The following is a 12,785-nucleotide window of genomic DNA, read 5'->3' as shown; positions in this document are numbered from 1 at the left end:
GGTCAATGTGCCTGGGTGGTGGGTGGGTAGTAAAAGATGTCATAGACCCCGGTCTCTCCCTCCAGCCCGTTTTCATCGTAGGCCGAAAGGCGCACGTGGTAGAACGAGGCTTTGAGCCCAGTGAAGCTCATTTTCGGCGAACTGGAAAAGTTTTCATGCTTGATGTCCATGAAGGCTTTGTCGGTAGCGACCTGTGCCCGGTATCGCTGGGCTCCGGGCAAAGGCCGAAGGTACAGGCTCCAGACCGGCGCATCGCCTTTCTGGCCGTCCTGACCCACGAGCTTCGGTGCAGCAAGTAGCTCAACCGGTTTCAGGTCTCCCTGCTTCCTGAACAGCAGACCTTGCCGGGCACCGATTTTTACCTCCTGTTCCATCGGCTGGTTTTTTGCCTCGCGGCTGACGGCAACCTGCCCGTCCAACACTTCGAGCACCGATTGCTCAGCGTCGTTACGCACCCGGAAATGCGTGCCGCGTACGCCCAACACCCCCACGGGGGTCACGATCTGAAAACGATCATGGTCGCTGGCACGCTTGATCACATACGCTTCCGCCTGACCTTGTTCGAGTACAACCTGGGGAATCGACAGCTTGCGCTCCAGATGCAATCGAACCTGTGAACTTGCGGGCAACACCACGCGGGATCCGTCACCGAGCAACAGGCTGACGAACGCCGACGCCGAGGTCTTCACACCCTCCTGTTCGTCAATGGTCATGCCTTCCAGCAAAAGGCTCGCCTCGCCCTTGGTATCGATTTTCCAGGCTTCCCCGGTGAGATGCTGAACCACCGCCGGCAGGGGCTGGGGGTGACACAGTATGTGATCATCAATGTAAGGCGCGCGCGTCTTGCCAACCGCCCCTGCAGAACCGACAGCCATGATCAACAATGAGGGTAGGGCGCGGCACAGGCGGTTCGAAGAAAGGATCATGGTGCTCATCAAGATTGGGTTCCAGAAGGTATCTGACACCAGCAAGCAGGAGTGTACGGCAGCGCATGCGTCGGCTGATCCTTTTCCTTATGGGCGGGAGCCGGTATCTTTCCCACATCGGTATCAAGGACTTTCAATGGGTTAATCGCACATTGATGCCAGCGTACCGAGAGATCCAAGGGGTCGACGGATCTGAACACAATTCTTCAGATTCAGAGACCGGCATCTGCGCAGTGCGTGCCATCACTAACCCGGCTGACGGCTGCCGTACTCTTCAAGAAGAAAGGACCCACCCATGCGTGTCGCAATACTGGATGACGAACCCGCGGAACTGCGACGGGTGGAACAGACACTGCGACAAATCCCCAGCACCGCCGAACAACCCTGGACCCTGCACTGTTTCGAACGCGGTGAAGACCTGCTACGCCAACTGCGCCGGGAAACCTTCGACCTGTTGATACTCGATTGGCAATTGCCGGATATCAGCGGTATTGCTCTGTTGCGCTGGACCCGTGAACACATGGAGTCGCCGCCTGCGGTCATCATGCTGACCAGCCGCGATGCAGAGAGCGATATCGTCACTGCGCTGAACAGTGGTGCCGATGATTACGTCAGCAAGCCCTTCCGTCCCAATGAACTGAAGGCTAGGGTGACTGCGGTTCTACGTCGCCACGGCCTGCAGAAATCAGCCAACCATGAAGTGCAGAGCTTCAACGACCTGACCTTTGATGATGCGGAGTTGACCGTGACCCGGGCGGGCAAACCGATCAACCTCACCGAACGCGAGTACCGTCTGGCCAGTTGCTTGTTTGCCAACCTGGCCCGACCGCTTTCCCGAGAGTATCTCTATGAGCGGTTTTGGACCCACGAAGAAATGGTGTCGTCGCGGCCGCTCGATACGCACATCTATCGACTGCGTAATAAGTTGGGACTGACCGCGGATAGGGGGTGGCAGCTGTTGACGATCTATGGGTACGGTTACCGATTGGAAAGTGTAGCGGTGCCCTCACCACAGGGCTAAAAACCAGAATGTTCCACGTGGAGCATTCAGCAGACAGCCGATATTCACCCAATAAAAAAGGCCAACGCATAGCGTTGGCCTTTTGGGTTCAGCAGACTACCAGAATCAGAAGTCCAGGTTGGAGACCGCCAGGGCATTGCTCTCAATAAAGTCACGACGAGGCTCGACCGCATCACCCATCAGGGTGTTGAAGATCTGGTCCGCGCCAATGGCGTCTTCGATGGTCACGCGCAGCATGCGACGCTGGGCCGGGTCCATGGTGGTTTCCCACAGCTGATCCGGGTTCATTTCGCCCAGACCTTTGTAGCGCTGGATGGTGTGGCGCTTGGTGCTTTCAGCCATCAGCCAGTCGAGGGCTTCCTTGAATTCCTTGACCTGCTTCTTGCGTTCGCCACGTTGAATATAAGCGCCGTCGTCCAACAGGGTGCTCAATTGTGCGCCCAAGGTGACCACAGTCTTGTAGTCATTGCTGCCGAAGAAGTCGCGGTTGAAGGTGACGTAGTTCGACAGGCCGTGGGAGATCAGCTCGACCTCTGGCAGCCATACGTTGCGTTCACGGTCTTCACGCAGGCTGGCTTTGTACACCAGGCCGGACTTCTCGACAGTGCGCAGACGCACTTCGTACTGGGCCAGCCAGTCCTGCATGTGCGCGTGGTCGCCCAGTTGCTCCAGGCTTACGGCTGGCAGGTAGATAAAGTGCTCGGTCAACTCCTGAGGGTAAAGGCGCGACAGACGCTTGAGGGTCTTCATCACCATGCGGAAGTCGTTAACCAGACGCTCCAACGCTTCACCGGAGATACCCGGAGCCTCGTCGTTCAAGTGCAGGCTGGCATCTTCCAGGGCCGACTGCGTCATGTACTCTTCCATGGCGTCGTCGTCTTTGATGTATTGCTCTTGCTTGCCTTTTTTGACTTTGTACAACGGCGGCTGGGCGATGTAGATGTAGCCACGCTCGATCAGCTCCGGCAACTGACGGAAGAAGAAGGTCAGCAGCAGGGTACGGATGTGCGAACCGTCGACGTCAGCATCGGTCATGATGATGATGTTGTGGTAGCGCAGCTTGTCGATGTTGTACTCGTCGCGACCGATACCGCAGCCCAACGCCGTGATCAAGGTGCCGACTTCCTGGGAAGAAATCATCTTGTCGAAGCGTGCCTTCTCGACGTTGAGGATCTTACCCTTCAACGGCAGGATAGCCTGGGTGCGACGGTTACGACCCTGCTTGGCGGAACCGCCAGCAGAGTCACCTTCCACCAGGTACAGTTCGGAGAGGGCAGGGTCCTTCTCCTGGCAGTCAGCCAGTTTGCCCGGCAGGCCAGCGATATCCAGTGCGCCTTTACGGCGAGTCATCTCACGGGCTTTACGCGCCGCTTCACGGGCACGTGCCGCGTCGATCATCTTGCCGACGACCAGCTTGGCTTCGTTCGGGTTTTCCAGCAGGAAGTCGGAGAAGTACTTGCCCATTTCCTGTTCAACGGCAGTCTTCACTTCGGAAGACACCAGCTTGTCTTTGGTCTGGGAGCTGAACTTGGGATCCGGCACTTTCACCGAGATAATCGCGGTGAGGCCTTCACGCGCATCGTCACCGGTGGTGGCGACTTTGTGCTTCTTGGCCAGGCCTTCGGCTTCGATATAGGTATTCAGGTTACGCGTCAGTGCGGAACGGAAACCCACCAGGTGCGTACCGCCGTCACGCTGAGGAATGTTGTTGGTGAAGCACAACAGGTTCTCGTTGAAACTGTCGTTCCACTGCAGGGCGATTTCCACGCCGATGCCGTCTTCACGCTGGATATTGAAGTGGAACACCTGGTTGACCGCAGTCTTGTTGGTGTTCAGGTATTCAACGAACGCACGCAAGCCGCCTTCGTACTTGAACAGCTCTTCCTTGCCGCTGCGCTCGTCCTTGAGGACGATACCCACGCCGGAGTTAAGGAACGACAGTTCACGAATACGCTTGGCCAGGATGTCCCAGCTGAAGTGGATATTCTTGAAGGTTTCAGCCGATGGCTTGAAGTGGATCTGGGTGCCGGTGGTTTCACTGTCACCGACGATTTTCATCGGTTCCTGTGGAACACCGTGGACGTAGGTCTGTTCCCAGATCTTGCCGCTACGGCGCACAGTCAGGATCAGCTCTTCGGACAGTGCGTTCACTACCGACACGCCCACACCGTGCAAACCACCGGAGACTTTGTAGGAGTTGTCGTCGAACTTACCGCCGGCGTGGAGCACGGTCATGATGACCTCTGCCGCCGAAACGCCTTCTTCTTTATGCACGTCTACCGGAATACCGCGACCGTTGTCGCGCACGGTAATCGACTCATCCGGGTGGATGATGATGCTGATGTCGTCGCAGTGACCGGCCAGAGCTTCGTCGATGGAGTTGTCGACCACCTCGAACACCATGTGGTGCAGACCGCTACCGTCATCAGTGTCGCCAATGTACATACCGGGACGTTTGCGTACGGCATCCAAACCTTTCAGCACTTTAATGCTGGTCGAGTCGTACGTGTTTTCTTCGCTCATGCCTTCACTCCCGATGGTCGTGGGTCTGGGTGATACGGCCTTGTTCCACGTGGAACAAAGCGACTGGCGTTTCCGTCTGCCAGCCTTCCCTCAATAATTCGTGGTCTACACAAGTGATAAACACCTGGCAGCGTAATTCTTCCAACAAGCGGCATAACGCGCGGCGGTGCTGCTCGTCGAGTTCCGACGGCAAGTCATCCACCAGATAAATACACTGACCGCGTCGAGCCTGGCTAACCAAATGGCCCTGGGCGATACGCAACGCGCACACCACCAACTTCTGCTGACCACGGGACAAGATGTCCGCGGCATTGTGAGCGCCTAATCTAAGGCGCAAATCAGCCCGTTGTGGTCCGGCCTGGGTATGGCCAATTTGCTGATCCCGCTGCAGGGACGTCGCGAGCACAGCACTCAGCTCACGTTCTTTATCCCAACCACGGTAGTAACTCAGCGTCAGCCCTTCGAGGTCCAACAACTCACTCAAAGTCTGCTCAAAGACTGGTTTCAAGGCTTTGATGTAGGCGCGGCGGTATTCATCTATTTCGTCGCTGGCCAGGCACAGTTCCCGGTCCCAGGCCGCTTGCGAAGCGGCGTCAAGTGTACCATGCCGCAGCCATGAGTTCCGCTGCCGCAGGGCCTTCTGCAAGCGCTGCCACGTGGCCATGAAACGTGGTTCCACGTGGAACACTCCCCAATCGAGGAACTGCCTGCGGATTTTCGGTGCACCTTCCAACAAACGAAAGCTGTCGGGGTTGATCAATTGCAGCGGCAGAATTTCCGCAAGCTGCGCGGCACTGCGAGCATTTTGCCCGTCAATACGAATCTGGAACTCTCCACCGCGATCTCGGGATATGCCCAGGCTGCTGTGCCCACCTTCAGCCAGTTCGACCTGGCCAAACACCGTGCAGGCCAATTGCTCGTACTGGATGACGGGTAACAGGCGAGCGCTGCGAAAGGAACGGGCAAGCCCCAACAGATGTATGGCTTCCAGCACGCTGGTTTTGCCACTGCCGTTGGCGCCGTGGAGGATATTAATGCGGGGAGAGGGGGAGAAGGTCACCGGGTGCAGATTGCGCACCGCGGTGACCGAGACGCGACTGAGGGACATCTAGCTTCTGCTGAGCATGGTTACAGGCGCATCGGCATGACAACGTAAGCCGAGTCGTCGTTGTCGGATTCCTGCACCAGGGCGCTGCTGTTGGAGTCCGACAGAATCAGGCGAACCTGTTCGGTGGTCATCACACCCAGCACGTCCAGCAGATAGCTCACGTTGAAGCCGATTTCCAGCGAACCACCGTTGTAGTCAACGCCCACTTCTTCTTCCGCTTCTTCCTGCTCCGGGTTGTTCGCCTGGATCTTCAACTGACCGTTGGCCAGTTGCAGCCGGATACCACGGTACTTCTCGTTGGACAGGATCGCGGTACGGCTGAACGCTTCACGCAGCGCTTGGCGATCGCCCAGCACCAGCTTGTCGCCACCTTTAGGCAACACGCGCTCGTAATCCGGGAACTTGCCGTCGACCAGCTTGGAAGTGAATGTGAACTCACCGGTGGTGGCGCGGATATGGTGCTGGCCCAGCACGATGCTGACGTTGCCTTCGGGCTCGGTGAGCAGACGCGCCAGCTCAAGGATACCTTTGCGCGGCACGATCACCTGGTGACGATCCGGTTGGCCGATATCGGCACGCATCGAACACATTGCCAAACGGTGACCGTCGGTAGCGACGGCGCGGATGATACCTTCCGACACTTCCAGCAGCATGCCGTTGAGGTAGTAGCGTACGTCCTGCTGGGCCATGGCAAAGCTGGTGCGCTCGATCAAGCGACGCAGCTTGCTCTGATCCAGGCTGCAGGTCAGCGAACCCGGGCCTTCTTCAACCGTCGGGAAATCATTGGCTGGCAACGTGGACAGGGTGAAGCGGCTGCGGCCGGCCTTGACGACCAACTTCGCCTCATCAACCTTGATGTCGATCAGCGCATCGTTCGGCAGGCTTTTGCAGATGTCCATCAGCTTGCGCGCCGGCACGGTGATCTCGCCGGGTTCGGCGGGTTCTTCCAGCTGTACACGGCCGACCAGCTCGACTTCCAGGTCGGTACCGGTCAGGGACAATTGCTGGCCTTGGACGACCAGCAATACGTTAGAGAGCACCGGCAAGGTCTGTCGGCGCTCGACGACGCCTGCGACCAGTTGCAGGGGTTTCAACAGGGCTTCGCGTTGAATGGTGAAATGCATGGTCTAGTCCCTTGCCTTAATAAGCTGCGCTGGTGTCATCAAGTGGTCAGTGTACGCAGCAGGTTCTTGTAGTCCTCGCGAATATCCGCGTCGGATTCCTTAAGTTCATTGATCTTGCGGCACGCGTGCAAGACCGTGGTGTGGTCGCGTCCGCCAAACACATCACCGATTTCCGGCAGGCTGTGGTTGGTCAACTCCTTGGAGAGGGCCATGGCCACCTGGCGAGGACGTGCCACCGAGCGCGAACGGCGCTTGGACAACAGGTCGGAAATCTTGATCTTGTAGTACTCGGCCACGGTGCGCTGGATGTTATCCACACTCACCAGTTTGTCCTGCAGCGCCAACAAGTCTTTGAGGGATTCGCGAATCAGCTCGATGGTGATGTCGCGGCCCATGAAGTGTGAGTGCGCGATGACCCGCTTGAGTGCACCTTCGAGTTCACGCACGTTGGAGCGGATGCGTTGGGCGATAAAGAAGGCGGCATCGTGTGGCAGGTCGACCTTGGCCTGATCGGCCTTTTTCATCAGGATCGCGACGCGGGTTTCCAGCTCCGGCGGCTCTACCGCAACGGTCAGGCCCCAGCCGAAGCGCGACTTCAGACGTTCTTCCAGGCCTTCGATTTCCTTCGGATAACGGTCGCTAGTCAAGATGACCTGCTGGCCACCTTCGAGCAGGGCGTTGAAGGTGTGGAAAAACTCTTCCTGGGAACGCTCTTTGCGGGCAAAGAATTGAATGTCATCGATCAGCAACGCATCAACCGAGCGATAGAACCGCTTGAACTCGTTGATCGCGTTGAGCTGCAAGGCCTTGACCATGTCAGCCACGAAGCGCTCCGAGTGCAGGTACACGACCTTGGCATTCGGGTTCTTCTTTAATAGGTGGTTACCCACAGCGTGCATCAAGTGGGTCTTACCCAAACCAACACCACCATAAAGGAACAGCGGGTTGTAACCATGCTTGGGGTTATCGGCGACCTGCCAGGCGGCTGCGCGAGCCAACTGGTTGGATTTACCCTCGACAAAGTTTTCGAAGGTAAACGTACGGTTCAGGTAGCTGGTGTGCTTGAGCGCGCCTTCGACCTGGACGGTGCGCTGTTCGGCGCGGACCGGGGCTTGCTGGGACGCGGCGCCTGCCATCGGGTCAAAGCTATCGCGGGATGGCTCTTCGTTTTCTGGCGCACTTTTTCGCGCAGACGATTTGGACGCCGCCGGTGCAGGAGCAGGCGCACTGGCAGCCGGTGTGGCGGCTGCCTGGGCTTGCGACGCCGCAGCGGCCAATGGCGCATTCGGAGCAGCACGAGGTGCAGAGCTGCGTTTGCTGCCTATTAATAAGGAGAGCACGGGCGCGAGGCCGTTGCCATGTTCATCGAGCAATTCGAGAACGCGGCTCAGGTACTTCTCGTTGACCCAATCGAGAACAAAACGATTGGGTGCGTAGACACGCAACTCGTCGCCTTCGGCTTCGACCTGTAGCGGACGGATCCAGGTGTTGAATTGCTGGGCAGGCAGCTCATCGCGCAAAAGCTCCACGCACTGCTGCCAAAGTTCCACTGACACGGATATCCCCTAAGTTGAAAGCCGGTGAGGCAAAAACAGCCGCCATTGTAGCGGCGAGCCGTCCACTTATCCACATGTAGCTTGATCACAGGCCGGCCAAAATCAACGTCTTAACGGTAATAAAGGCGACCAATGGTCTGTGCATAAGCTCTGTGGATAAGCCTACCTGAGGTCGTTGCACAAGTGGGGGAGAAAGTCTGTGGGTAACTGGCCTGTGGATAACATCCCGTTCCACGCACAGCTTATCCGACAGCGCAGCACAGGCAGAGCACCGTTTCTCCCCCGGGTTGTCATTCTCTGTACACCAGGTGGAATATGGCCTCAAGTGAGTTATCCACAGATGAACGCCTACCTAGTTTTTATAAGCTTTACAGAAAAGCTTTAAATAACTTCCTTCTTTATTTTTATATCTATCCCATGACCACTGGAAACCAAACGGACAGAAAAGAGCCAATGGCCTGTGGAGATCTAATTAAAGGAAAAGCTGGTTGGAAATTGACCTAGAGGCTTGCTTTCACTAGAATCGCCGGTCTCTTAAAACGGGGGCCATTCCGGCCCGTTGTGGACGAACCAGGTAACAACGCCATGAAACGTACTTTCCAACCAAGCACCATCAAACGCGCCCGCACCCACGGCTTCCGTGCTCGCATGGCTACCAAGAACGGCCGTGCTGTCCTGTCGCGTCGTCGCGCCAAAGGTCGTGCGCGTCTGGCAGTTTGATAATCCGGTACTGGTGGTGAGTCAGGACTTCAGTCGGGAAAAGCGTCTGCTAACCCCCCGGCATTTCAAGGCAGTCTTTGACTCCCCCACCGGCAAGGTTCCGGGGAAAAATCTCCTGCTCCTTGCGCGTAACAACGATCTGGATCATCCCCGACTCGGGTTGGTGATCGGCAAGAAGAGCGTAAAGCTCTCCGTTGAGCGCAATCGCCTCAAGCGTCTGATGCGCGAATCGTTTCGCCTCCACCAGGACACTCTGGTTGGTTGGGATATTGTTATCGTCGCGCGCAAAGGCTTGGGGGACGTAGAAAACCCCGAATTGATTCAGCATTTCGGCAAGCTCTGGAAACGTTTGGCGCGTACCCACAAGCCAGCACCAGCAGTCAGCACCGAAACTGTAGGGGTAGACAGCCTTGATGCGTAAACTGGCCCTCGTTCAGATCCAGTTTTATCGCTATGCCATTAGTCCTCTGATGGCCAACCACTGTCGTTTCTACCCCAGTTGTTCCTGCTACGCGTTAGAGGCCATAGAAAACCATGGTCTTCTGCGCGGTGGCTGGCTGACCTTTCGTCGTTTAGGTCGCTGTCATCCGTGGAATCCCGGTGGTTATGACCCGGTTCCACCTATCCCTACCTCCCGTTCTTCTTCGATGGCCGAGTAATCATGGATATTAAACGCACGATCCTGATCGTCGCCCTGGCAATCGTGTCCTACGTCATGGTTCTTCAGTGGAACCAGGACTACGGCCAGGCTGCCCTGCCGACTCAGAATGTTGCTACCAACCAGGCTGCGCCGGCTATTCCGGACACCCCGCTGGGTAACAATGCGTCCGCGAGTGCCGATGTTCCCAGCGCGAATGGCGAGACAAGCGCCCCTTTAGAAACGCCAGTGGTCACCAACAAAGACCTCATCCACGTCAAAACGGATGTGCTCGACCTGGCTATCGACCCACAAGGTGGTGATATTGCGCAGTTGAAACTGCCGCTGTATCCACGTCGCCAAGACCATCCGGATGTCCCGTTCCAACTGTTCGATAACGGTGGTGAGCGTACTTATCTGGCGCAAAGCGGCCTGACCGGCACCAATGGTCCGGATGCACGTGCTACCGGTCGTCCGATTTACTCGACCGAACAGAAGACTTATCAACTGGCTGATGGCCAGAACCAGTTGAACGTCGACCTGAAATTCAGCCTCGACGGCGTCAACTACATCAAGCGCTTCAGCTTCACCCGTGGTTTGTACGACTTGAAGGTCACTTACCTGATCGACAACGAAAGCGACAAACCATGGAGCGGCAACCTGTTTGCCCAGCTCAAGCGTGATGCCAGCTCCGATCCTTCTTCCAGCACTGCTACCGGCACCGCGACTTACCTGGGCGCCGCCCTGTGGACAAGTAGCGAGCCGTACAAAAAAGTGTCGATGAAAGATATCGACAAGGGCTCGCTGAAAGAAACCGTTCAAGGCGGATGGGTTGCCTGGCTGCAGCACTACTTCGTGACCGCATGGATCCCGAACAAGGGTGAAGCCAACCTGGTTCAAACCCGCAAGGACAGCCAAGGTAACTACATCATTGGCTTTACCGGCCCGGCGTTGACCGTCGCACCCGGCGCCAAGGCTGAAACCAGCGCTATCCTGTACGCCGGCCCGAAAAGCCAGGCTGTGCTGAAAGAGTTGTCCCCAGGTCTTGAGCTGACTGTGGATTACGGCTTCCTGTGGTTCATCGCCCAGCCGATTTTCTGGTTGCTGCAACATATCCACAGCATTGTGGGTAACTGGGGCTTCTCGATCATCTTCCTGACCATGCTGATCAAGGGGATCTTCTTCCCGCTGTCGGCAGCCAGCTACAAGTCGATGGCGCGCATGCGTGCCGTGGCTCCGAAACTGGCGGCGCTGAAAGAACAACATGGCGATGACCGGCAGAAAATGTCGCAGGCCATGATGGAGCTGTACAAGAAAGAGAAGATCAACCCGCTGGGTGGATGCTTGCCGATTCTGGTGCAGATGCCGGTGTTCCTGTCGCTGTACTGGGTACTCCTGGAAAGCGTGGAAATGCGCCAGGCGCCGTTCATCCTGTGGATAACTGACCTGTCGATCAAAGACCCGTTCTTCATCCTGCCGATCATCATGGGCGCGACCATGTTTATCCAGCAGCGCTTGAACCCGACTCCGCCGGATCCGATGCAGGCCAAAGTGATGAAAATGATGCCAATCATCTTCACCTTCTTCTTCCTGTGGTTCCCAGCTGGTCTGGTGCTGTACTGGGTGGTCAACAACGTGTTGTCGATCTCTCAACAGTGGTACATCACACGTAAGATCGAAGCGGCTACCGCAAAAGCCTCTGCGTAACTTACTCTGTGGATAACCACTCAAGACGCCCCCTAGTGGGGCGTTTTGCTTTCTGTCACTTTTGGTCTGGAAACTGTTGATGAGCGCTCCTCGTGAAACCATCGCTGCTGTCGCTACCGCTCAAGGTCGCGGCGGTGTCGGCATCGTTAGAATTTCAGGGCCGCTCGCGGGCGTGGCAGCCAAGGCCATCAGTGGCCGTGAGTTGAAGCCGCGTTATGCACATTACGGCCAGTTCCTGGATGCTGACGGCGGCGTGCTGGACGAAGGATTAGCGCTCTATTTCCCTGGGCCGAACTCATTCACCGGGGAAGATGTGCTGGAGTTGCAGGGACACGGCGGTCCGGTTGTGCTGGATATGTTGCTGCAGCGCTGCCTGCAATTGGGCTGCCGCTTGGCGCGCCCAGGTGAATTCAGCGAGCGGGCGTTCTTGAACGACAAGCTCGATCTGGCCCAGGCCGAAGCAATTGCCGACCTGATTGAAGCCAGTTCTGCACAGGCCGCACGTAATGCATTGCGCTCCCTGCAGGGTGCGTTCTCCCTGCGTGTGCATAACTTGACGGAGCAACTGATCAGCCTGCGTATCTACGTCGAGGCGGCGATTGATTTTCCGGAAGAAGAAATCGACTTTCTCGCCGATGGCCACGTATTGGCGATGCTGGATAAAGTTCGCGATGAGTTATCCACAGTGCTGCGTGAAGCCGGGCAGGGTGCTTTGCTGAGAGATGGCATGACCGTCGTGATCGCGGGGCGGCCCAATGCGGGGAAATCAAGCTTGCTCAATGCCCTGGCGGGCCGTGAAGCCGCCATCGTCACTGAGATTGCCGGCACCACACGGGATATCCTGCGCGAACATATCCACATCGACGGCATGCCGCTGCACGTTGTAGACACCGCCGGTTTGCGCGACACCGACGACCAGGTGGAAAAGATCGGTGTGGAACGCGCGCTCAAAGCCATCGGCGAGGCGGATCGGGTATTGCTGGTAGTGGACGCTACGGCGCCCGAGGCTGTGGATCCTTTCGCCCTGTGGCCGGAATTCCTTGAGCACCGGCCGGACCCTGCCAAGGTCACCCTGATTCGCAACAAGGCTGACTTGACCGGTGAAGCCATTGCGCTGGAAACCAGCGCGGATGGCCACGTCACGATCAGCCTGAGTGCGAAGTCGGCCGGTGAAGGCTTGGAACTGCTGCGAGAGCACCTCAAGGCCTGCATGGGCTACGAGCAGACCTCGGAAAGCAGCTTCAGTGCGCGCCGCAGGCACCTGGAGGCGTTGCGCCATGCGAGCGCAGCGTTGGAGCACGGTCGGGCGCAATTAACCTTGGCGGGGGCTGGGGAGCTGCTGGCGGAAGATTTGCGTCAGGCACAGCAGCTGTTAGGCGAAATCACCGGCGCGTTCAGCTCCGATGATTTGTTGGGGCGGATCTTTTCCAGCTTCTGCATCGGTAAATAACCGAGTTATCCAC

At 57.2% G+C, this 12,785-nt stretch carries 11 protein-coding genes; 6 read left to right on the top strand and 5 right to left on the bottom strand.

All coding sequences use genetic code 11. The features are described 5' to 3' along the window. Positions 1-2 precede the first annotated feature (2 nt). Entirely contained in the window at positions 3-875 is an 873-nt protein-coding gene (locus M2497_RS00980) for a FecR domain-containing protein (protein ID WP_248488283.1), read from the bottom strand. A gap of 346 nt (positions 876-1,221) precedes the next feature. Here M2497_RS00980 and M2497_RS00975 point away from each other — a divergent pair, with 346 nt between their 5' ends. Continuing rightward, positions 1,222-1,947, top strand: a complete 726-nt coding sequence (locus tag M2497_RS00975; RefSeq protein WP_248485492.1) for a response regulator transcription factor — start codon at positions 1,222-1,224, stop codon at positions 1,945-1,947. Between the two features lie 105 nt (positions 1,948-2,052). On the opposite strand, the gene gyrB is transcribed toward M2497_RS00975, so the two are convergent. The 4 genes from gyrB to dnaA are packed head-to-tail and all read right to left on the bottom strand — an operon-like array spanning position 2,053 to position 8,258. Continuing rightward, positions 2,053-4,470 carry a DNA topoisomerase (ATP-hydrolyzing) subunit B gene (gene gyrB / locus M2497_RS00970; RefSeq protein WP_025854386.1) on the bottom strand — a complete coding sequence of 806 codons (2,418 nt, stop codon included), beginning with the start codon at positions 4,468-4,470 and terminating at the stop codon, positions 2,053-2,055. A gap of 4 nt (positions 4,471-4,474) precedes the next feature. After that, positions 4,475-5,578, bottom strand: coding sequence for a DNA replication/repair protein RecF (recF, locus tag M2497_RS00965; protein WP_012721452.1), 1,104 nt, complete (start codon positions 5,576-5,578; stop codon positions 4,475-4,477). Positions 5,579-5,598: 20 nt separating this feature from the next. Then, positions 5,599-6,702, bottom strand: coding sequence for a DNA polymerase III subunit beta (gene dnaN, locus M2497_RS00960; protein WP_248485483.1), 1,104 nt, complete (start codon positions 6,700-6,702; stop codon positions 5,599-5,601). Between the two features lie 38 nt (positions 6,703-6,740). Next, positions 6,741-8,258 carry a chromosomal replication initiator protein DnaA gene (dnaA, locus tag M2497_RS00955; protein WP_248485481.1) on the bottom strand — a complete coding sequence of 506 codons (1,518 nt, stop codon included), beginning with the start codon at positions 8,256-8,258 and terminating at the stop codon, positions 6,741-6,743. Between the two features lie 585 nt (positions 8,259-8,843). On the opposite strand from dnaA, the gene rpmH reads away from it, so the two are divergent. From rpmH to mnmE, 5 genes are all read left to right on the top strand, one after another. Next, the gene (rpmH, locus tag M2497_RS00950) at positions 8,844-8,978 is read left to right on the top strand and encodes a 50S ribosomal protein L34 (RefSeq protein ID WP_003213577.1); all 135 of its coding nucleotides are present in this window, start codon (positions 8,844-8,846) and stop codon (positions 8,976-8,978) included. Positions 8,979-8,994: 16 nt separating this feature from the next. After that, positions 8,995-9,399: a ribonuclease P protein component gene (gene rnpA, locus M2497_RS00945; RefSeq protein ID WP_003177079.1), complete on the top strand. Its 405-nt coding sequence runs from the start codon at positions 8,995-8,997 to the stop codon at positions 9,397-9,399. Beyond that, positions 9,392-9,637, top strand: coding sequence for a membrane protein insertion efficiency factor YidD (gene yidD / locus M2497_RS00940; RefSeq protein WP_248485480.1), 246 nt, complete (start codon positions 9,392-9,394; stop codon positions 9,635-9,637). Before rnpA ends, yidD begins: the two co-directional genes overlap by 8 nt. A gap of 2 nt (positions 9,638-9,639) precedes the next feature. Continuing rightward, positions 9,640-11,322, top strand: a complete 1,683-nt coding sequence (gene yidC, locus M2497_RS00935; RefSeq protein ID WP_071490889.1) for a membrane protein insertase YidC — start codon at positions 9,640-9,642, stop codon at positions 11,320-11,322. 79 nt (positions 11,323-11,401) lie between these two features. Beyond that, complete coding sequence (gene mnmE, locus M2497_RS00930; protein ID WP_248485479.1) at positions 11,402-12,772, top strand: tRNA uridine-5-carboxymethylaminomethyl(34) synthesis GTPase MnmE; 1,371 nt, start codon at positions 11,402-11,404, stop codon at positions 12,770-12,772. Positions 12,773-12,785: the final 13 nt, after the last annotated feature.

Source organism: Pseudomonas sp. CYM-20-01, from assembly GCF_023169845.1.
Classification (GTDB): Bacteria; Pseudomonadota; Gammaproteobacteria; order Pseudomonadales; family Pseudomonadaceae; genus Aquipseudomonas; species Aquipseudomonas azotoformans.
This window is presented reverse-complemented; position numbering and strand designations above follow the sequence as displayed.